Annotated in this window: 21 protein-coding genes; 12 read left to right on the forward strand and 9 right to left on the reverse strand. The window is 63.8% G+C overall.

Annotation, left to right across the window (positions count from 1 at the left end; translation table 11 throughout):
• Nucleotides 1–394: 394 nt before the first annotated feature.
• From AWB74_RS09055 to AWB74_RS09065, 3 genes are all read right to left on the reverse strand, one after another.
• On the reverse strand, nt 395–616 hold the full coding sequence (locus AWB74_RS09055) for a DUF2934 domain-containing protein (protein WP_061146663.1): 222 nt from the start codon (nt 614–616) through the stop codon (nt 395–397).
• A gap of 210 nt (nt 617–826) precedes the next feature.
• Nucleotides 827–1,561, reverse strand: a complete 735-nt coding sequence (locus AWB74_RS09060; protein WP_061146440.1) for an LrgB family protein — start codon at nt 1,559–1,561, stop codon at nt 827–829.
• A complete protein-coding gene (locus AWB74_RS09065; RefSeq protein ID WP_061146441.1) occupies nt 1,558–1,929 on the reverse strand; it encodes a CidA/LrgA family protein in 372 nt (123 codons plus the stop codon). Before AWB74_RS09065 ends, AWB74_RS09060 begins: the two co-directional genes overlap by 4 nt.
• Nucleotides 1,930–2,302: 373 nt before the next feature.
• On the opposite strand from AWB74_RS09065, the gene AWB74_RS09070 reads away from it, so the two are divergent.
• Both AWB74_RS09070 and AWB74_RS09075 read left to right on the forward strand, forming a co-directional pair.
• Nucleotides 2,303–4,675 carry a hybrid sensor histidine kinase/response regulator gene (locus AWB74_RS09070; RefSeq protein WP_407642418.1) on the forward strand — a complete coding sequence of 791 codons (2,373 nt, stop codon included), beginning with the start codon at nt 2,303–2,305 and terminating at the stop codon, nt 4,673–4,675.
• A 295-nt stretch (nt 4,676–4,970) separates the two neighbouring features.
• Nucleotides 4,971–5,846 (forward strand): manganese catalase family protein, encoded by an 876-nt coding sequence (locus AWB74_RS09075; RefSeq protein ID WP_061146442.1) that lies wholly within the window; start codon nt 4,971–4,973, stop codon nt 5,844–5,846.
• Between the two features lie 242 nt (nt 5,847–6,088).
• On the opposite strand, the gene AWB74_RS09080 is transcribed toward AWB74_RS09075, so the two are convergent.
• From AWB74_RS09080 to AWB74_RS09100, 5 genes are all read right to left on the reverse strand, one after another.
• The gene (locus AWB74_RS09080) at nt 6,089–7,402 is read right to left on the reverse strand and encodes a chloride channel protein (RefSeq protein WP_061146443.1); all 1,314 of its coding nucleotides are present in this window, start codon (nt 7,400–7,402) and stop codon (nt 6,089–6,091) included.
• Between the two features lie 53 nt (nt 7,403–7,455).
• Nucleotides 7,456–7,902 (reverse strand): MarR family winged helix-turn-helix transcriptional regulator, encoded by a 447-nt coding sequence (locus AWB74_RS09085; RefSeq protein ID WP_061146444.1) that lies wholly within the window; start codon nt 7,900–7,902, stop codon nt 7,456–7,458.
• A gap of 109 nt (nt 7,903–8,011) precedes the next feature.
• Entirely contained in the window at nt 8,012–8,260 is a 249-nt protein-coding gene (locus AWB74_RS09090; protein ID WP_061146445.1) for a pentapeptide MXKDX repeat protein, read from the reverse strand.
• Between the two features lie 66 nt (nt 8,261–8,326).
• A complete protein-coding gene (locus AWB74_RS09095) occupies nt 8,327–9,103 on the reverse strand; it encodes a molybdopterin-dependent oxidoreductase (RefSeq protein WP_061146446.1) in 777 nt (258 codons plus the stop codon).
• A 19-nt stretch (nt 9,104–9,122) separates the two neighbouring features.
• Complete coding sequence (locus tag AWB74_RS09100; RefSeq protein WP_061146665.1) at nt 9,123–9,761, reverse strand: cytochrome b/b6 domain-containing protein; 639 nt, start codon at nt 9,759–9,761, stop codon at nt 9,123–9,125.
• Between the two features lie 294 nt (nt 9,762–10,055).
• On the opposite strand from AWB74_RS09100, the gene AWB74_RS09105 reads away from it, so the two are divergent.
• From AWB74_RS09105 to AWB74_RS09115, 3 genes are read left to right on the forward strand one after another with little or no spacing between them, the layout of a single operon-like run.
• Nucleotides 10,056–10,601, forward strand: coding sequence for a sigma-70 family RNA polymerase sigma factor (locus tag AWB74_RS09105; RefSeq protein ID WP_061146666.1), 546 nt, complete (start codon nt 10,056–10,058; stop codon nt 10,599–10,601).
• Nucleotides 10,598–11,239: a DUF1109 domain-containing protein gene (locus AWB74_RS09110; protein ID WP_061146447.1), complete on the forward strand. Its 642-nt coding sequence runs from the start codon at nt 10,598–10,600 to the stop codon at nt 11,237–11,239. The genes AWB74_RS09105 and AWB74_RS09110 overlap by 4 nt, the downstream gene beginning before the upstream one ends.
• Nucleotides 11,240–11,297: 58 nt before the next feature.
• Nucleotides 11,298–11,708 (forward strand): hypothetical protein, encoded by a 411-nt coding sequence (locus AWB74_RS09115; RefSeq protein WP_061146448.1) that lies wholly within the window; start codon nt 11,298–11,300, stop codon nt 11,706–11,708.
• A 7-nt stretch (nt 11,709–11,715) separates the two neighbouring features.
• Here the strand turns inward: AWB74_RS09115 and AWB74_RS09120 are convergent, their stop codons facing one another.
• On the reverse strand, nt 11,716–14,955 hold the full coding sequence (locus tag AWB74_RS09120; RefSeq protein ID WP_061146449.1) for an adenylate/guanylate cyclase domain-containing protein: 3,240 nt from the start codon (nt 14,953–14,955) through the stop codon (nt 11,716–11,718).
• Between the two features lie 235 nt (nt 14,956–15,190).
• Here AWB74_RS09120 and AWB74_RS09125 point away from each other — a divergent pair, with 235 nt between their 5' ends.
• From AWB74_RS09125 to AWB74_RS09155, 7 genes are all read left to right on the forward strand, one after another.
• The gene (locus AWB74_RS09125) at nt 15,191–15,853 is read left to right on the forward strand and encodes a CsgE family curli-type amyloid fiber assembly protein (protein WP_061146450.1); all 663 of its coding nucleotides are present in this window, start codon (nt 15,191–15,193) and stop codon (nt 15,851–15,853) included.
• 59 nt (nt 15,854–15,912) lie between these two features.
• The gene (locus AWB74_RS09130) at nt 15,913–16,350 is read left to right on the forward strand and encodes a curli assembly protein CsgF (RefSeq protein ID WP_061146451.1); all 438 of its coding nucleotides are present in this window, start codon (nt 15,913–15,915) and stop codon (nt 16,348–16,350) included.
• 18 nt (nt 16,351–16,368) lie between these two features.
• A complete protein-coding gene (locus AWB74_RS09135; protein WP_061146452.1) occupies nt 16,369–17,289 on the forward strand; it encodes a CsgG/HfaB family protein in 921 nt (306 codons plus the stop codon).
• 22 nt (nt 17,290–17,311) lie between these two features.
• Nucleotides 17,312–17,830 (forward strand): hypothetical protein, encoded by a 519-nt coding sequence (locus tag AWB74_RS09140; protein WP_061146453.1) that lies wholly within the window; start codon nt 17,312–17,314, stop codon nt 17,828–17,830.
• 142 nt (nt 17,831–17,972) lie between these two features.
• The gene (locus tag AWB74_RS09145) at nt 17,973–19,247 is read left to right on the forward strand and encodes a hypothetical protein (RefSeq protein WP_061146454.1); all 1,275 of its coding nucleotides are present in this window, start codon (nt 17,973–17,975) and stop codon (nt 19,245–19,247) included.
• A gap of 262 nt (nt 19,248–19,509) precedes the next feature.
• Nucleotides 19,510–20,589, forward strand: a complete 1,080-nt coding sequence (locus tag AWB74_RS09150) for a M4 family metallopeptidase (RefSeq protein ID WP_061146455.1) — start codon at nt 19,510–19,512, stop codon at nt 20,587–20,589.
• Between the two features lie 104 nt (nt 20,590–20,693).
• The gene (locus tag AWB74_RS09155; RefSeq protein ID WP_061146667.1) at nt 20,694–20,999 is read left to right on the forward strand and encodes a protealysin inhibitor emfourin; all 306 of its coding nucleotides are present in this window, start codon (nt 20,694–20,696) and stop codon (nt 20,997–20,999) included.
• Nucleotides 21,000–21,007: the final 8 nt, after the last annotated feature.

A 21,007-nucleotide genomic window follows, 5' to 3' on the forward strand; every position in this document is an offset into this window, starting at 1 on the left:
GGGCGGCGGCCACGGCGGTGGCGGTCACGGCGGCGGCGGCGGTGGTGGCGCGGGCGGCGGCGGTGGCGGCCGCGGCAGATAATCGAGCTGTAGCACGATCATCGTTTCACTGATCGCCTGATCAGAGTGAGTAATCAGCCGATGTCCTTAACCGGGCATCGGCTGCTTCTTTTAGCGCTCCTCGCGCCCCACGAACAATGTTTCGGATAGCTCACAGAATTACAACCGAGCGGAACGCACACGGCAAACCACGAATCACTCGCCCCCATGTGCTCGGAGCGAGTCCGTTTGCCGAACGCGACAACGCGAATTGCGGGCATAGTGCGCGCGGCGCGCGATCTCTACGCGACCAGAGGTGACATAGCGGCGCATCCGACACCCGATGCGCCGCCCACTACTTCCCCGTCGCAGCATTCTTCTCTTCGTCCTCTCGCTCACGTTGTCCGGCATCGGCAGTCGCGGGTTCTCCGCCGGTCGCGCCTTCCGAATCCTCCGCTTCGAGCGACGTCAACGCCTGCTGCCAGAATTCCTCGGCGCGTCCCTCCGGACTACCCTCGCGTTCCCAGATTTCATAGGCACGGCGACGGATGCGGTCCAGTTCTTTCTGCTCATCCATGACTTCCTCCATTAGCGAAAAATGTGGCGCCTGTTCCCAAAGCGCTTGCACGCTCACCAGCAGAGCAACGGCCGTGCCTTCGCTCGATCGCCATCGTTTCGACCGCCATCGCCGATGCGTCTCGACCGCGCTGAATCGCATGCTTTCCTCGAGAATTCGATACCGACGAATCCCGCGCCCATTTGCAAGCGACGTTCCCCCGGACCGCGATCACAGGAACCGCGACAGAACCGGCAACATGACGGGCACGACGAACGCCGTGAAAATCCCGTTCAGCCCCATCCCAAGCCCCGCGAACGCGCCCATTTCCTCGCTGACCTGAAACGCGCGCGCCGTACCGATTCCATGCGATGCGACGCCGAGCGCGAAGCCGCGCGCTTCGACATCGGTGACGCGCAGCAGATTCAGAATGCCTCGCGCCGTGACCGCGCCGAACACGCCCGTCGTGATGACCAGCACCGCCGTCAGCGACGGCACGCCGCCGATGGCCTTCGCGACGGCCATCGCGATGGGCGTCGTCGCGGACTTCGGCGCGAGCGATGCGATCGATTGATGAGAGGCACCCAGCAAGGCCGCCACCGAAACCGCCGAGACGATCGCGGTCAGCGAACCGGCGGCGAGACTCACGAGGATCGGCAGCGCCAGCCGCTTCAGGTTGGGCAACTGCCGGTAAAGCGGCAGCGCCAGCGCGACCGTCGCCGGACCCAGCAGGAAATGGACGAACTGCGCGCCATCGAAATAAGTTTCGTAAGGCGTGTCGCTCGTCTTCAGCACGACGACGACGATGGCCACCGCGATCAACACCGGATTGGCGAGCGGATTGAAGCGGCACGCCGCATAGATGCGCTGCGCGATGAGATAGGCGAGCAGCGTGATGGTCAGCCCGAGCAGCGGCGTGCCCGCGAGATAGACCCAGATCGCGCCGATGCGCGGCACGCCGGTCATGCGCCCTCTCCCGGGCCGCCGGACAGGCGGCGCTGACGCCGCAGCATCGCGCGCATGACGAGCGCGGTCACGGCGATCGCCAATGCCGTGCTTATCGCGACGGAGAGCGCGACAGCGAGCACATCGCCGCGCAGCGCACTCGCCGACACCATGATGCCGACGCCCGCCGGCACGAACAGCAGCGACAGATGCCTCAGGATTTCCAGCGCAGTGCCTTCGAGCGCCGCGGCGCTGGCAGGACGCAGCGCGACATAGCCGAGCAGCAGAAGCATGCCGACCACCGGCCCCGGCACGGGAATGTGGAACAGATACGAAAGGCCCTCTCCCAGACACTGGAAGACGAGCAGGGTGGCGAGCGCGGCAAGCAAGGCGATGCTCCGTGTATGTTTCGGGGCATGAATGGTCGCACACTTGATTCACGCCGTGCGACGGCACAGTTCACGCCGCGCGCAGACCTGCTATGTTCGAGTACGTATCGGATGCATTTCGGTTGCATCGCGTGTATTGATGAATCGTGGTGGAAGCCGACGAAGCGAGCGAGCGTCAAGCCCCCTCCGCGCAGGACAGAGCGCAAAGGGAAGCGCCTCTGTCCAGAACAACGCGGGATAGCTGGCGCAGTGCCGCGCGCACGTTCGCTCGCGCACAGCCGCCCGTCGCCCGACAAGGCGGATTCGTGGTCGAATGCGAGGCATGCCGCATGCTTGCGCGACTTTACTTTGCGCCATGCTCGAGGCGAAAACGATGCAGAAAACGGAACCAGACATGCGCGGCGACGAATCCGGCGACTTCTCCATTCCCGACGACTGGTGCCGCCGGTGGATCAATTGCGTCCGCGACTATGCGGTGATCGGGCTCTCGCCCGAAGGCATCATCGAGACGTGGAACGTGGGCGCGCTTCATATCCACGGCTTTCGGCCCGAGGAAGTCATCGGCCGGTCGTTCGATATCTTCCATGCGCCGGAAGACCGCGCACAAGGCAGCGCCTCCGCCCTGCTCGATGCCGCACGGCGCGACGGGCGCGTCGAAACCGAAGGCTGGCGGCTGCGCAAGTCCGGCTCGCGTTTCTGGGCCAACGTCGTGATCACCGCGCTCATCGACGAAACCGGCCGCCTGCTCGGTTTCGGCAAGATCGTCCGCGACATGACCGACAAGCGAATCGCGCACGAAGCCGTCGTCGAGAGCGAGCAGCGCTTCCGAATGCTCGTGAACGGCGTGACCGACTACGCGATCTTCATGCTGTCGCCCGAAGGCATCGTGACGAACTGGAACGCGGGCGCGCGCCGCATCAAAGGCTATAGGTCCGATGAAATCATCGGCTCGCATTTTTCGCGTTTCTACACACCGGAAGACGCGGCGTCCGGGCTGCCGCAACGCGGCCTTTCCATCGCGGCACGGGAAGGACGGTTCGAAGCCGAAGGCTGGCGCGTGCGCAAGGATGGCAAGCGCTTCTGGGCGCATGTCGTGATCGACGCCATCCGCGACGAAAACGGCGTGCTCGCCGGCTTCGCAAAAATCACGCGGGATATCACCGAGCGCATGGAAGCCAGCCGCATGCTGGAAGAAACGCGCAAGGCGCTGTTTCAGGCGCAGAAGATGGAAGCCGTCGGCAAGCTGACCGGCGGCGTCGCGCACGACTTCAACAACGTGCTGCAAGTGCTGCGCGGCAATCTCGAACTGCTCGACAGCCGGCATCATCGCGATGCATGGACGCGCGACCGCATCTCGAAGGCGATCGAGGCCGTGGAGCGCGGCTCGAAGCTCGCGTCGCAATTGCTGGCGTTCGGCCGCCAGCAGCCGTTGCAGCCCGTCGTCATCAACCTGGCGGCGGCGCTGCGCGGCATGGACGATCTGCTGCGCCGCGCGCTCGGCGAGACCGTGCGCGTCGAGACGGTGGTCGCGGGCGGATTGTGGAATACGTCCGTCGATATTCATCAGCTAGAAAACGTCGTCCTGAACCTCGCCATCAACGCGCGGGATGCAATGCCCCAGGGCGGCAAGCTGACGATGGAGCTGTCCAACGCGATGCTCGACGATCACTACGTCGCCACCGAGCCCGATGTCGCCGAAGGGCAATACGTGATGCTCGCCGTCACCGATACGGGCACGGGCATGCCGCAGGACGTGCTCGAACGTGCGTTCGATCCGTTCTTTTCGACGAAAACCGAAGGCAAAGGCACGGGACTCGGTCTGAGCATGGCGTACGGCTTCGTCAAGCAAAGCGGCGGCCATATCAAGATTTACAGCGAAGTCGGCCACGGCACGTCGGTAAAGATCTATCTGGCGCGCTCCACGGGCGAGGCAGTCGAGCCGCCGTCGCGTTCGCGCGCCGCGCCGGTGAAAGGCGGAAGCGAAACCATCCTCGTCGTCGAAGACGATCCGAAAGTGCAGTCCACCGCCGTCGATACGCTGACGGGACTCGGCTATCGCGTGCTCAAGGCCGACGACGCGCAACAGGCGCTCACGGTGCTGCGCAGCGGCATCGACGTCGAGCTGCTGTTCTCCGACGTCGTCATGCCCGGTCCCGTCAGCAGCACCGAAATGGCGGCGCAGGCTTCACGCATGCTGCCGCACTTGAAAGTGCTGTTCACGTCGGGCTATACCCAGAACGCGATCGTTCATGGCGGCAGGCTCGATCCGGGCGTCGAACTGTTGAGCAAGCCCTACGGCCGCGATCAGCTCGCCCGCAAGGTCCGGCAGATGCTCGACCGTACGAAGGCCGGGAAGGAAGCGAGCGACCCCGCGCGCGCGGCAACGGACAGCGGACGCACGCTGCGCGTGCTGCTCGTCGACGATGACGCCAATCTTTGCGAAGCGATGAACGAGCAATTGCGCCTGCTCGGCCATGTGACGACATCGACGACATCGCCGCATGAGGCGCTCGACCGCCTGAAGCGGGAGGCGTTCGATGTGCTGATGACCGACCTCAGCATGCCCGCGATGGACGGCGTCGAACTGGCGAGGCAAGCGGCGCGGGAACGGCCTTCGGTCTGCGTCGTGTTTTCTTCGGGCTATGAAATGCCGGCGCTTCCCTCGATGTCGTTTCGATGGGCGGCATTGCGCAAACCCTTCACGCTCGAAGAGCTCGGCGCGGTGCTGAGAGGGTTTCAGGACTGAGCGTGACGATCGCCACAAGGCAATGCGACTCCCACTGCCTTCCATGGCATACGCGTTGCTGATCCCCTTCCGGGCCGATGCCGCCGAACTCATCGGCACAGCGGCCCTCACTTGACGAAGCGGTTCCCACCGCATGACGCCAGCGCGATTCCGACGCGCTGAGACCGCAGCATCACGGCCGTAAGCGACGCATCCGCGATCTTCTTGGCCGCTGCGGGCAGGACATTTCAACTTTTCGATGATTCGCGCGAGGTCCGGCGAAGGACCTCGCTCGCGCTAAAAAGGAGTCGTTCAAATGTTCGTCCATAACAAACGCCTGCAATACACCGTCCGCGTGGGCGCACCCAATCCAGGTCTCGCCAATCTGCTGCTGGAGCAGTTCGGCGGTCCGCAAGGCGAGCTCGCCGCCGCGATGCGCTACTTCACGCAAGCCGTCAGCGAAGATGATCCGGGCCGCAAGGACCTGCTGTTCGATATCGCAACGGAGGAGCTGAGCCATCTGGAGATCATCGGCTCGATCGTCGCGATGCTGAACAAGGGCGCGAAGGGGCAGCTTGCCGAGGCCGTCGAACAGGAAGCGGAGTTGTATCGTTCGCTGACCGGCGCCGGCAACGATTCGCACATCACGCAGGTCCTGTACGGCGCGGGTTCGCCGCTGACGAACTCCGCCGGCGTGCCGTGGACTGCCGCATACATCGACACGATCGGCGAGCCGACCGCCGACCTGCGCTCGAACATCGCTGCCGAGGCGCGCGCGAAGATCGTCTATGAACGGCTCATCAACGTGACGGACGATGCGGGCATCAAGGAAGCGCTGGGCTTTCTGATGACGCGCGAAATCGCGCATCAGAAGTCGTTCGAGAAGGCGCTGCACTCGATTCAGCCGAACTTTCCGCAAGGCAAGCTGCCGGGCAATCCCGAGTTCACGAGCGTCTACTACGACCTGTCGAAGGGCGATGACGCGCGCGGGCCGTGGAATCAGGGCGGCGAATGGGAGTTCGTCGAAGATCCGCAACCGGCCGTCGATGGCGGTGACGGCACCGCGACCGTGACCGTGACGAAGCAGGACGTGGAGGTCTTGCAGGCGATGGCATCGCGCACCGCTTCGGACCCGTCGGCCGATCCGACCACCGGCGCGGATCTCGGCGCAGGGAAAGCGAACCAGGTCTGACGGGAGAACCGGCGCTGCCTGACGCTCGAAGGCAGCGCCGGACAGGCAAGCGAATTACTTTTCCGCGGCCGTTCTGACGCGCATCAGCGCGAGCAGGCTTTGCTGCAGGCAGTAGAGCACGAAAGTCGATTCCTTCGTTGGCCGCCCCAGACTGAGCTGTTTCGTCAGACGCTCGCACTGAAGCTCGATCATCTGATGGCAGTTGTTCGTTTTTTGTCTATCGACGGCCCGCCGATCCTGTTCTAACCATTTCGACTCAGATACTTCTGCGCCAAGGCCTCATACAACGGCGGCGCGAACATCCGCGACACCTGACTCGAAATCAATGCCGTGGCCATCAGCGAAAGCACGAGCGCGTGACCATCGATCATTTCGATGACGATCACGAACGCGGTGATAGGACTCTGCGTGACCGCCGCGAGATAGCCGACCATGCCGAGCGCGATGAGCATCGGCAACTGCATGCCGCCGAACATCAGATGCAGTGCATTGCCGATGCCCGCTCCGATCGCAAGCGACGGCGCGAAAAGTCCACCGGGCGCGCCGGGAAGATACGATCCGACCATCGACGCCATTTTCAGCAGCGGATAGCTTGCGCCGAGTTGCGTATTGCCTTCGAGCATGCCGCGCGCTTCCGCATAGCCGCTGCCGAAAGTGTGGCCACCGGCGGCCACGCCGATCACGGCGATGAACAGGCCGCACATCGAACCGAACGCCACCGGATGCGACTCGCGCCAGCCGAGCAGACGCGACGGCATCCAGCGATGCGTATTCAACAGCAGCCAGCAGAAGATTCCGCCTGCCAGTCCCGTCGCCAGGCCAAGCAGGATGACGGCGAGCGCGAGGGAATCGGGGAAGTGCCCGGTTACGTCGATCGTGCCGAAATATGTGTAGTTGCCTTGCAGCGCGAGCGAGACGACACCGGCAAAGATGATGGCCGTGATCAGCACGCCGCTCGTGCGCTGTTCGAAGCTGCGCGTGAGTTCTTCGATGGCGAAGACCACGCCCGCGAGCGGCGCATTGAATGCCGCCGACAATCCGGCCGCCGCGCCCGCGAGCGCCAGCTTGCGCTCGAGCGCGCCGTTGCGGATGGTGCGCAAGCGCGTGGGATAGAAACGGCGCAGGCTGAACATGAGCGCGGCGCCGACATGAATGGTCGGTCCTTCGCGCCCGATGGTGAATCCGCCGAGAATCGACAGAAACGATATGGCGATCTTGCCGACGAGAATGCGGATGGTCAGCAACTTCGGCCCCAATGGCCGCCCGTCGTGCAGAACCGCGATGACCTGCGGGATGCCGCTGCCCTCCGCGCCCGGAAAGAACCGCCGCGTCACCCACACGCCGATTCCCCCGACCGCGGGCGTAAGCAAAAGAGGCAGCCACCAATGGAACGCCGTGATACGCAGAAAAACGTCGTACCCGAAGTCGATGAGGCGCGCGTACATGACCGCGATGAGCCCGGTCGCGACCGCGCCGAGCCAGAATACGCCGTAGTGCAGCCACAGCCGCCTGCCGCGCAGTATCGTGCGTCGGTCGATGAATCCGGGAATGTGCATCGGAAGGAAGTCGTCGAATCTAATTTAAGGCACATTGTGACATAAATTCTTCGTCACCCCTCGATATGGCTATCGGATGATGCGTTCGGTCCAGCGCCGAATATCCAGCCGAACGAACCGTAGTGGGCCTTGTGTTCGGCGGCGAGCTTGAGCAGGCAGCGTTCGCCCTTTGCGGTCAGATGCACTTGCACCTGGCGACGATCGGTCTTGTCCGTTTTGCGGATCACGAGGCCCGCGGCCTCGCAACGCGACACCAGCGCTGCAGTGCCATTGGGCGCCGCCTGCAGACGCTCCGCGAGCTCGCCGACGGTCGCCCATCGGCGCTCCGGAAACCCTCTTATGTGCAGAAGCAACTGATACTGAAGCGTCGTGATGCCGGCTGCATTGGATATCTCCTCCGATACGCGCAAGAACTTGCGCAGCTCGTAGCGAAACACGGACATCGCTTCCAGATCCTGTTTGTTCGGGAGGGCGGATGTCTTCTTTGCGTCTGATGGCATAGGCGATCCTGATTCGAGGTTGATGCAGCGACCCGCGCGAACGGGGCGCTGGCGGATCATACAGGGGTCCGCCAGTCGCCGCCGGACGCTACATCTTGCTCTCCTCGCGCTATTGCGACATCGCGCCCGATGCGGGATGGTCCTTGCCCATCGCGTCGTCCTTCTTCATCTTGCCGCTCTTGCTCATCGAGTCGTGCGACATGGCGCCCTTCTTCATCGAATCGTTAGACATACTGTCCTTCTTCATCGTGTCATGCGACATCGCGTCATTGGACATCGCGCCGCTCGCCTGTGCGAACACCGTCGATGCACCCATCGCCAGCGCCGCTGCCAGTACTGCCGTCATCAATCGCTTCATCACTGCTCTCCTTGGTGAGTCAAACATGGCATCCGGACGATCCGGAACCGGTTGATGGTGCGGCGCTCAAGACCCGCCGAACCAGTTGTATCCCTGATCAACCCAATAGCCGCCCGGATAGGTATTGGTCACGAATATTTCGACGATGTGCTTCGGGTTCTTGTAGCCGAGCTTGGTCGGCATGCGCAGCTTCATCGGATAGCCATATTTCGCGGGCAGACGCTCGCCGTCGTACTCGAAGGTCAAAAGCGTCTGTGGATGCAGCGCGGTCGGCATATCGATGCTCTCGTAGTAGTCGTCGGCGCAGCGAAAGCCGACGTACTTCGCCGTCGTGTCCGCGCCCACGCGCCGCAGAAATTCGGCGAACGGCGTGCCGCCCCAGCGTCCGATGGCGCTCCAGCCTTCCACGCAGATATGCCGCGTGATCTGCTCGGCGTGCGGCAGCGCGTACAACTGCGGCAGCGTCCACACGCGCTGTCCCGTCACGAGCCCGCCGACCTTCAGGCGATAGTCGTCGCCATTCACTTCGGGGACATCGTCGATTCCATAGAACGCGTTGAAGGGAAACGGCCGCGTGAGTTGCGCTTCGGTATACGTCGGCGCGAGCCGCGTCGGATCGAAGAGCAGCGCCTGCGCGCGATCATTCAAACGCGATACGGCGGTGAGAAATTTGCTGACCGAGTCTTCGTCGGTGATCGAGCAGCCGGTCAACAGCGAGAGGCCGCCCAGGGTCAGCATGCGCTTGCCGAACAGACGGCGCGACGGCATGTCGAGTTCGCGGCGCGCATCGGCGAGCAAGGATGCGCGATCCACTTCGATGATTCGTTTCTTGTCGGCTTTCATGGCGTGTTCCTGGAAGGCATCAGCGGCCGCGCAGCATCGTGAGCAGCGAGCGCGGCACGAGCGCGACCATCGCCACATGCACGACGACGAATGCCGCCATCAGCGCCATCGCGCAGAAATGCACGATGCGCGCGTTGTCGTAGCCGCCCATCAGTTCGCGCAAGAGCGGGAACTGCACGGACTTCCAGATCGCGAGACCCGAAAGCACGAGCACGATCAGATCGACGACGACCGTGAGATACGCGAGCTTCTGCACTGCGTTGTACTGGCGCAGGTCGGCGTGCGAGAGCTTGCCCGTCAACGCGCCGATCAGATCGCGCAGCACCGCGCGCGGCGAAAGGGGAAAGAACTTCGATACGAACCGCCCGCTCGCGGCGTTGAGCGCGAGATAGACGATGCCGTTGAACACCAGCAGCCACATGGCCGCGAAATGCCACTGCAGCGCGCCGCCGAGCCATCCGCCGAGCGTGATCGACGGAGGAATGACGATCTGGCGGAATACAGGCGACGCGTCGTAGATGCGCCAGCCGGACAACATCATCACCAGCGCGGCGATCGCATTGAGCCAATGCGTGATGCGCAGCCAGAGCGGATGAATCGGCGGATTGCGCGGAACGGTCGCGGGCATCACATCGAGTGTCGGTTTCGTCGTGTCCATGTCGATCACCATGACGGTCGGATACCTGTCAATTCGACGGCGACACGCAGCGGGTTACAGCGTCACGCGCAAAAAGTTTTCTTTCGGGTGATGTAACCGCCGGCCATGAAGAAGCGAATTAGCCGGTAAAGGAGCCGGATGACGACGATGGACGACGACCGCGCTATAGTGGCGCATCACCGCTTCGGCTATGCCGAAACGATCGATCTGAAAGCGGGCGCCTCGCTCACCGCCGCGGCTGCCCGCCGCGCGTACGGATCGCCGCCGCGCCGTCCCGCCTGCACAGGAGCCACGTTGGAAGACGCGGAAAGCCGCCTGAAAGTGTTATTCGTCCGCGGTCTCGACGGCGACGCCGACGCTTATCGAAGCTTTCTGCAAGCGCTCACGCGGCACCTGCGCGGCTTTCTGCGCAAACGCATCCCGCAGCTTCATGACGACATCGAAGACCTCGTCCAGGAGATTCTGCTCGCGGTGCACAATGCGCGTCACACCTATCGCCAGGATGAGCCGCTGACCGCCTGGCTTCACGCGATCGCCCGTTACAAGCTGATGGATTTCTTCCGCTCGCGCGCACGCCGCGAATCCCTGAACGATCCGCTCGACGACGACGCCGAGTTGCTCGCCTACACCGACGACGAGCCGGCCCGGGCGCGTCACGATATCGGCAAGCTGCTCGAACATCTGCCCGACAAGCAGCGGCTGCCGATCGTTCACGTGAAGCTCGAAGGTTTGTCGGTGACGGAGACGGCGCGCATCACGGGGCTTTCCGAATCGGCCGTGAAGGTCGGCGTGCATCGCGGCCTGAAGGCGCTTGCTGCACTCATCCGGGGACCGCGATGAAAACCGACGATCTCATCGGCCTGCTTTCGAACCAGGTGACGCGCGTCGACAGGAGCGCCGTCGCGCGCCGTTTCGCTGCGGCGCTGCTGCTCGGCGCATTGGGCTCGCTGATCCTGATGGGCGTCGTCTTCGGCGTGCGTCACGACATGAGCACCGTCGCGCGCACGGCGATCTTCTGGGCGAAGCTCGCCTATCCGCTGGCGATAGCCATCGGCGCGATGCTCGCCGTGATGCGGCTTGGCCGTCCGGGCGCGCGCGCCGGTTATTCGTGGGCGCTCATCGCGTTGCCGTTCGTCGCGGTGTGGCTGGCGAGCCTGTTCGTGCTCGACGGCACGACGCCCGACGCGCGCCTTTCGCTCGTGCTCGGCCGGACCTGGCGTACCTGTCCGCTCAACATTCTGCTGCTTTCGGCGCCGACGTTTCCCGCCGTGTTCTGGGCCGTCAAATCGCTCGCGCCGACGCAGCTGCGGCTCGCGGGCGCCGTCGCCGGCCTGCTCGCGAGTTCCATCGCCACGATCGTCTATTGTCTGCATTGTCCCGAGATGAGCCCGGCGTTCTGGAGCGTATGGTACGCAATCGGGATGTTGATGCCGGCGGCCATCGGCGCATGGCTGGGACCGAAACTGTTGCGCTGGTAGAGAACGGCGCAAAACGCGGCTAGTATTCATTCGTCGGCGTTCGGCGAGCACATCGATCATGTCAAGCGAATGGAAGCGCCGCGTTACCTTATTCGTCCAGCGATTCTGGCAGCCCACCGGCGCATGTATGAGTTGCATGCCGGGAAGCTGGGGCAATGTGTTGAGTCTTCCCCACTGGAAAGTGGCGATCGAGACCGGGCTGCTCACTGCACTTCTGGCCGTGTTGCTGACGTTCACGCCCGCGAAGAGACTCTACGCGAACCGATACGGCAACGCGTTGCTCGTCGGCCTGCTGACCATGATCGGCGATGCCTATGCGCATCCGGGACATTACGGGGCGCCCTACGTCGAGCATGTGCTGACAGGTATCGTTTCGGGACTTCTGGCGCTGGCCGCGTCATATCTTCTCGAGGAACGCGCCCGTCGCATCCGCGAGGTCTGGGCGCGTGCTTCGAGGCTCGTCCGCTAGCGCCGCATCATTCGTTCTGATCCGCCGCGCCTGCAAGTGCGTCGTCGATTGCCTGTAGCGCATGCAGAAAGCCGCATCTCGCGCCCTCTCGTTGAAGCCGCCGAAGCGTTTCCATCGGTACCGGTTGGCCTTTGCCGCAGGAAGCGAGCGCCCGTGCGCGTGCGACGAAGAAATCCGAGAACGGCGAGGGCTCGCGGCGCGCGTAATCCTCGAAGGCCGCCGCATGATGCAAGGCCGCGTCCCACAGCCCGCGATCGAGGCACGCGTCGATCGCGTCACGTCGGAAGAGAAAGTGGTTGTGGCTCACCGCACCCGCGCCGAGCACGGCTTCGCCTTCCGCGAGCGCGCTTTCGAAGACGTCGATGTCATCGCTCGCGTGAGCGAGGATGCCGAGATAGTGCGCGCCCAGATACGCCATGCCGGTTTCACGGCTGATCGACAGCGCCTGCGCGATATCGTCGCGCGCTTCGCGACGACGCCCCGCCACGCGATGCAGCTCCGCGCGAAGCGCAAGCGCTTCGCCTTCGAAGCGCCTCGATTTCAGCTCGCGCGCGCACTGTAACGCCGGGCCGACCTGTTCCCACGCGCGATCCCACTGCGCGAGATCGCGCAGGCAATGCCACGCGGCGTGATGCGCGACGGCGAGCGCACGAAGATGCCCCGCCTTCTCCGCCGCGGCGACACTGGCGAGTGCGGCATCGAGGCCGGTCCGTGCGTCGCCCGCGAACCACGCGGTGATGGCGCGCATCGGCAGATTGGCGACTTCGATCCGTCCGAAACCGTGGCGTCGGCACAGTTCGATGCAGCGGCTGAAGGCGTCGTGCGCGCTGATCATCCGTCCGCGCAGGTATTCGCCGTCGCCGAGCCCGCCGAGCGCGGCCGCTTCCTGTTCGGGATCGCGCGCCTCACGTGCGAGCGCGAGGCTGCGTCCGTGTTCGCGCACGCAGCCGTCGATATCGCCGCGCGGGAAACACAGGTTGCCGCGCAGGAAATGAATGCGCGCTTCTTCGCGCTGAAGGCCACCGGCGCTGGCCGCGGCGGCGGCGCTGTCGAGATCGGCACAGGCGCCGTCGAGATCGTCGATGACCCGCTTCACCGTCGCGCGCCCGATCCACGCGCGGCAACGCTCGGCGTCGGTCGAGGCGAGCGCCAGCGCGGCTTCGAATGCCGCGAGCGCCGCCGTCATGTCGTTCACGTCATGCAGGATCGTGCCGCGCAGACATTCGAGCGCGACGCGGGCGCTGGGCGCATCCGCAAGGGCCAGCCCGCGTTCGGCGAGCGCAAGCGCCGATTCGTAGCGATAAGCCGACGCCTGCGCGCGCGCCGCATCGCAATAGGCGAGCGCGGCCTCGGCGTCCTCCGCGCGATCGAGATGCTCCGCGCGCAAGACCGGATCGCGCTCGCCGTACCACTGCGCCGCGCGACGATGCAATTCACGGCGACGGCTTTTCAGCAGCCCGTCATAGATCGCATCGCGGATGAGCGCGTGATGGAAGATGAAGCCGGCCCCCTGACGTCGCAACAGAACCCGCATCACGAGCGGTTCGAGCGCGGCGCCGGCGCCATCGAGAAGATGCTCGACCGCATCCTTTTCGAAGAACTGGCCCAGCACCGAGGCGACCTGCAGGACGGTCTTGTCATCGGGATGAAGCCGGTCGAGCCGCGCCTGTACGAGGCTTCGCACCGAACCCGGCACGCCCGTTCCCGCGCCCTCCTCGGCATTGTTGAGCAACTGTTCGAGAAACAGCGGGTTGCCCGCCGCCCGCGCGATGCAGCGCTTCGCGAGATCCGCCTCGGCGCCGGGAAACGATTCGGCCATGTCGTTCGCCTCGCCCGCGGTGAGCGGACCGAGATCGATCAGCGTGCAGTGCGCGCCCGCCGCCGCGCGCCACCGTTCGCCGGGCGAATCGCCCGAAGTCCGCGTCGTCAGCAGCAGTACGGTCGGACATGCGGCCGCCGTCGCGGATAGTCCCGCGAGATCGCGCAGCGTTTGCCCATCCGACCACTGCACGTCTTCGACGGACAGAACCCGCGGCTGCTGCCGGCTCGCGCGTTCGACAAGCCGCGTCAGAACGTTGTGCCGGCCGCGAACGCGCATCGCGTTGTCCATCGCCTCATAGACCGTCCGGTCTTCGAGGGTCTGCGGTGCATCGACGAGATCCTTCAGGAAAACTGTGTCGCCTGCGTCGATGAAACCTTCGCTCATCGCCTGCTCGACGTCGCCCGATTCGTCGAGCGCCAGCAGGCCACGCACGAGCGACTGGACCGCGCCCCGCCCGACCGTCGCGCCGAAGTCGAGCACGAGGCCGCCGTGGCACACGAAACCGGAATCGCGGGCCTCGCGTTCGAATTCCGCGACGAGGCGCGTCTTGCCGATTCCGGCCTCGCCGCGCAGCACGATCGTGCATCCGCGCCCGGTCTCGCGGCACGACCGAAGCATCGCCCGAAACTGCCGCAGTTCGTCACGACGGCCGACGAAGGTCCGGCCCGGTGTCGAACGACGAAAGCCGGCGATACACCATGCCGAAACCGGTTGCGCGAAACCCTTGACGCAAAGCGCGCCGCGTTCGGTGCAGTCGAGCCGATTGGCCAACGGACGCCGCACCGCGTCCGAGATCAGGATCTCGCCGGGTCCGGCCGCGTCGGTGAGGCGTGAGGCAAGGTTGACCGTGTCGCCGGTCACGGTGTACGCCCGATGTGTCGCGCTGCCCGTGCCGCTCGCGACGACCTCGCCGCCCGCAATGCCGATATGCGCGACGACCGTGCGTCCGAGCATGCGCGACACATCGGGCATCGCGTCGCGGATCGCGAGCGCTGCGCGTACGGCGCGCTCGACATCGTTTGCATGCGAGACCGGCGCGCCGAACACCGCCATGATGGCGTCACCGACATGCTTGTCGATATGCCCGCCATGCTGTTCGACGATGCGGTCGACGTGCTCGAAGTATCGATCGAGCAAAGCGACGATTTCCTCCGGGTCGGCTTCGCGGCTCATTTCCGTGAAGCCGCAGAGATCGGCGAAGAGCACGGCGACCTGGCGTCGCTCGCCTTGTGCTGCGCCGGTTTGCGTCCGCAGTTCGGCCAGCGCATCGAGCAGCGTGCGGCGATGACCGACCGACGCGATCCCGAGCTCCTTCAGATCGTCCGCCGTGAGGCGATGCAGCACGTCGGCATCGATGGCGTTCTCGCGGAACACCGGCTCGTACCGCTCCATTCCGAGGCTGCGCAGCCAGACGGCGACATCCACGATCTCTCCCGAGCGGAAGGCGTCCGATCCCGATCAAAGATAGCACGCAGCATCGGCCGCGCCGCCTTTCAACCAGCATTTCGATTCTTGCAACTTTCTTCACACCAATGTGGCGCGGGCAACATAGGCGTTACAAGTTATTACGGACAATCCGTTCCGTCGTATACACAACAAGAAACGCTTAAAACATAAGCCCGAAGGCAGCACCATAGCGGCCAGGGCATACGGGGAAGTCATGCAGCGAGTGAAGTGCAACAAGCCCGTGAAAGGGTGCGTCATCGCAGTGTGCATCGGGGTTTCGGCGGTCGTCACGAATGCTGTCGCGCAGGATGCGGAAACGCAGTCGCCGATGCACGTGAACGCTTCGTCGCAGGCTCAACCGCTCATTTCGCTGCCGAGCACGCCGACGCCCGGCGCGATCGGCAACACCACCGCGCAGCCCGCCGCGAATGGCGCGCCGCTCACGCCGCGCCCGACGGTGAACGCGGCATCGTCGCTGGACAAGAGCGCCACGCTCACCGGCACGCCGCGCGCCCGCACCGCGGATATCGAAGGCAAGCAGCCGCTCGGTGACGAACTCGGCGGCGTCGTGACGACCGACACGGTCACGCTCGCGGGCCAGGACTTCTATACGTGGTTCGCGCAGGCGTGGGGCACGATTCCGCTGTCCGACCGTTACATCGTCTCGGTCCACGAGCGCCCTTCCGCGCGCTACGGCAGTCTCGTGTGGGTCGAGTACAACCAGCGCCGCGTGTTCCAGGCGTTTCTGCCGATCGCCCGCTCGAACGTGAAGCCGGTAGCCGAAGGCGCGGCGCAGATCGCTTTTCAGAATGTCATGCAGGCGGATCTGACCCGTCTGCTGTTCCGTGATGCCGACATGGCGACGGACGAGCTCTAAATAAAAGCAGTCAAAAAAAGAAACGACGCAGCAAGGCCAAAAACATACGGGGAATCACGATGAAAACGAATGCGCTCCTGCAACGCGCGCTGCTCGCCTGCGCGCTGACGATACCGCTCGCCGCGAACGCCACGGCGCTCGTGTACGAGCCGGTGAATCCGAATTTCGGCGGCAATCCGCTGAACGGCACCAACCTGCTCAACGAAGCGAACGCGCAGAACAAGTACAAGGACCCGTCAACCGAGAGTCTCGGGATGGGCAGCCAGTCGACGCTCGATCAGTTCAACACGCAACTTCAGCAGGCGATTCTGTCGCGCGTGGCGTCGTCGATTTCGAGCTCGATCGTCGGCACGGACGGCACGCTGCATCCGGGCACGATCAACACCGGCAACTTTTCGATCGCGATCACGCAAGTCACGGGCGGCAATCTGCAAGTGACGACGACCGACAAGACCACGGGCGCATCCACGACGTTCATCGTCGGCAACGGCCAGTAATACGAGAGCACAGACGAAATGAACAAGAATGCTTTCAGGACCGCCGCGATGGGCGCCGTCGTCATCGCGTCGGCGCTGCTCACGGGCTGCGTCACCACGCCGATGCCTTCCGCCGGCAACGCCACGCTCACGCCGCCGACGCGCGTCACGCGCGATCTCACGCATCTCCCCTCGCCCAAGGGCAGGATCGTCGCCGCCGTGTACGGCTTTCGCGATCTGACCGGCCAGTACAAGCCGTCGCCGGACAGCTCGTTCTCATCGCAGGTGACGCAGGGCGGCGCCTCGTTTCTCGTCAAGGCGATGCGCGATTCCGGCTGGTTCACGCCGGTCGAGCGCGAGAACCTTCAGGATCTGCTGACCGAACGCAAGATCATGCGCGCGCTGGAAACACCCGAAGACAAGAAGAACGGCATTCCGCAGATCGGCGCACTGGCGCCCGCGAGCATCGTGCTCGAAGGCGGCATCGTCGGATATGACACGAACATCCGCACGGGCGGCGCAGGCGTCGCGTATCTGGGGATATCGGCGTCGCAGCAATATCGCGTCGATCAGGTGACGGTGAATCTGCGCGCAGTCGATATCCGCAACGGCACGATTTTGAACAGCGTCTCGACGACCAAGACCATCTATTCGATTCAGATCGATACGGGCGTGTACCGCTTCATCGGCTTCAAGGATCTGTTGCAGGCCGAGGCCGGCATGACGCGCAACGAGCCGCAGCAGCTTTGCGTGAACGAGGCGATCGAATCGGCTCTCGTGCATCTGATCGTGCAGGGCGTGGCGAATCAGACGTGGTCGCTCAAGGACATGAAGGACTGGTACGACCCGACGATGCAGCGCTACTTGCAGGAAAACCAGGGCTACGCGCAGACGATGGAAAGCGTGAATCCGCCGTATAGCGCGGAGAGGATCGATCCGCCGAAGACCATCGGCAGTTGAACGCATATTTTTGGAGGAGACCATGAAATCACTGCGCGCATCGAAAGCCGCGCTGTGTGCAGCGCTCGGCGCAGCCGTGTCGCTCGCGGTGTACGCCGCGGATCTGTCATCGGTGTCGGACTTCGGTCCGCCCGAGCCGGGCTTCGGCGGCGCGACGCAGGTGGCGCGGGTATCGCAGCAAGGCACGGCCAACCGTCTGAACGCCGTACAGGCCGGACAGAACGGCTTGATGGCGAATCAGATGGGCATCGCCAATGCGGCGGCAACGGCGCAGGCCGGTAACGACAACTGGACGGTGCTGCAGCAAAGCGGCGTCGCCAACCAGTACGCCGGCTATCAGGCGGGTCAGTACAACCGTTCGATTGCGGTGCAGAACGGCAGCGGTAACGAAGCAACGGTCACGCAGATCGGAAACTCGATGTCGTCGCAGGTGACGCAGCTCGGCGCCAACAACGAGATTTCCATCCTGCAGAACCGGAATGGCTCGGGACTGTCGGTCACGCAGACCGGCGGCGCGAGAGCGGCAGTTCTCATGAAGTAGGCAGTATTCCTTCCCGGCGATGCCGGGGCGAGGAGACCGGAAAGGTGTGGTGGGTAGTGTGGATCGGACGACAGCGGGGGCTGTCGTCCATTAGGGTAACTAATTGCTGTAGCCATAAAACTTCAATCGACGAGGCATAAAAATGAAAGTCAAGGCAATCATCATCGCTATGGGTCTGGCAGCACTGGCATCGACGTCGGCATTCGCTGATTCGAGCTTCGAAAGCGCAACGGTCAACCAGACCGGCAATGGCAACACGGCCGACGTGACGCAGGCGAATTCGCACAATGACAAAGTCAACGTGAATCAATTCGCCGACGGCGCGAACGCTACCGTCAGCTCGGACGGTGGCAGCTACAACGTGACCGACATCAAGCAGACCGCGACCAGCAAGGGTTCGTCGGACCTGAGCGCGACCGTCACGCAGAAGCAGACGATCGGCGAAAAGACGACGATCACGCAAACCGGCAGCAAACTCACCGCGACGGTTTCGCAAACGTCGTCGATGTACGACACGGACACGGTCACGCAAGCCGGCAAGAATGCGTCGGCGACCATCACCCGCAACGGCTCGAGCTATAACACGGTCAACATCGACCAGGGCACGGGCAAGACCTCGGGCCCGACCGACGGCGCCAAGGCGACGGTCACGCAGACCAACACGGTTGCCAACACGGTCGACATTCTGCAAGGCAAGAACGCGGGTATCGCGACCGTCGATCAACGTGATGGCGGCTACAACCACGCGAAGATCGAGCAGACGGGCGGCGGTACGGACGGCAAGATCGAGCAATGGGCGGAAGTCGGCGACCATGCGTCGATCAAGCAAAGCGATGCAGCGCGTTCGCAGATTCATTCGGAGTACGGCGGCTACAACACGAACACGGTCGTGCAGAGCGGCGGCACCGCACCGCACTACGCTCAGATCAACCAGAGCCAGGCCAACAACGACACGACGACGATCATCCAGACCGGCCCGCGATACAACGAAGGCTATGTCGACCAGATCCGTTCGTCGAACGACACGGCGTTCATGATCCAGATCGGCGACACCAACAAGGCAGCGGCGCGTCAGAACTACGGCAGCGACAACGTCGTCGTCGCAGCGCAAGTCGGCGGTCACAACAAGATGGATCTGACGCAGCAGGCCGCGTTCGAATCCACGCTGCTCGCAGGCCAGCTCGGCGGCTACAACGACATCAAGGCGTCGCAGTCGGGTACGAAGGAAGAGCTGACCATCGCGCAGATCGGCGACGGAAACGGTGCCAACGCTTCGCAAGCGGGCTCGTACAACACGGCATCGATCACGCAGATCGGCCTCTTGAACACGGGCATGACGGCCCAGACCGGCGTGGGCAACGCGGCGGTCATCAACCAGGGCGGCGCGTTCAACAAGGCGACCATCGTTCAGAAGTAAGAAACGACGAGATTTGAAGCTTTGCGGGCGGGAGCGGCTTTTCAGGGCTGCTCACCGCCCGCTTTTTCTTGCAGTGCTTAATCGCTTAAATATCGATACACCTTCCTTTCGTAGCCGATGAGTCCGCAAGAATGACGTATCGTTCCGTTGCGGACTGCATAAGATGCCTTGAGACAGCCGCGGTTTCGAGCCCGACCCGATCGACCGTTCGATAACACCACGTGCGTCGTTCCCGTCGCTTACTCTCAGGAGGGAGAGAATCATGTGCAATCACATCGGGCATCACAGCGTTGCCTCGATCTACTGCATTCTGCCGCCGCATATGCTCAAGGAAATCGCGAAGAACGGCACGCCTCAGCAACGCTCGGTCGCCGTCGATACCTTGTCGACGGACCATACGTTCCGCCAGATCCGCTCGGTTCAGGCGGCGCTGCTCGCGCCGAAACGCGGCGGGTCCGTGACGCCTGTGCCCGCGGTTCCATCTGCACACCGAAGCATTTACACCGCCAATAACACCGAGACGCTCCCAGGCAAGCTCGTGAGATCCGAAGGCGCGCCGAAGTCGAAGGACGAGAGCGTCGACGAGGCCTATGACGGGCTCGGTGCGACCTTCGAGTTCTATCTGGAAATCTTCAATCGCAATTCGATCGACGACGCGGGCATGCCATTGACCGGCACGGTGCATTACGGCGACCAGTACGACAACGCATTCTGGAATTCCCAGCAGATGGTGTTCGGCGACGGCGACGGCACGCTGTTCAATCGCTTCACCGTCGCGCTCGACGTGATCGGGCATGAACTGACCCACGGCGTCACCGAGCATACGGCCGGGCTCGCCTACTCCGGTCAGGCCGGCGCGCTCAACGAATCCGTGTCCGACGTGTTCGGCTCGCTCATCAAGCAATACGCGCTGAAGCAGACAGCGGACAAGGCGGACTGGCTCATCGGAGCGGGACTGCTCGCGAGCGGCGTGAAAGGCGTCGCGCTGCGGTCCATGAAAGAGCCCGGAACCGCCTACGATGATCCCGTGCTGGGCAAAGACCCACAGCCGGCAGACATGGCCCATTACGTGAATACGTCGCAGGATAATCATGGCGTTCACATCAACTCGGGCATTCCGAACCGCGCGTTCTGTCTGGCGGCGCTCGACATCGGCGGCTATGCGTGGGAGAAAGCCGGACGGGTCTGGTACGAGACGCTGAACGATTCGCACATCAAGCCGACCGCCAACTTCAAGACCTTCGCGCGGCTCACGGTGTCCAATGCCAATCGCCTCTATGGTGCCGGCAGCGCCGAGTCGAAAGCGGTCAGCAAAGCCTGGAAGACGGTTGGTGTACTGTGAGTCGGGCGACAGGCTTGCGGGCCCGCCAACTGGCCGGGCTCGCATTGGCCTGTCTCGTTGTGGTGGACTGTACGACGAATAGCGCGCAGAAGAAGGAGCGGCCGATGCAAGCGGAACTGTTCATCGACGGAGGCGTGGGCTTCTTTCCCGGTCTCGCGCGGCCAGTCGTGCTCGACGGGAACGATCTGTCGGCCGAAGAACGCGACGAGCTTTCGCGGCTCGTGTCCGCGGCCCGCGCGGAGCCTGCCGCCGCGCGAGGAGCGGCATCGAAGCCGGTGCCCGACGGGCGGACTTATCGCATTCGCATCACGTCGCCGGACGGAACGAACGAGTTGAAGAGCGCCGATCCTTCCATTCCGCCCGCGTTTTCAGCGCTGATGGCGTTCATCAAACAGCGTGGGCATCGTTGAGCGCTAGT

The sequence above is a fragment of the Caballeronia arvi genome (genome assembly GCF_001544695.2).
In the GTDB taxonomy this organism is placed as follows: domain Bacteria; phylum Pseudomonadota; class Gammaproteobacteria; order Burkholderiales; family Burkholderiaceae; genus Caballeronia; species Caballeronia arvi.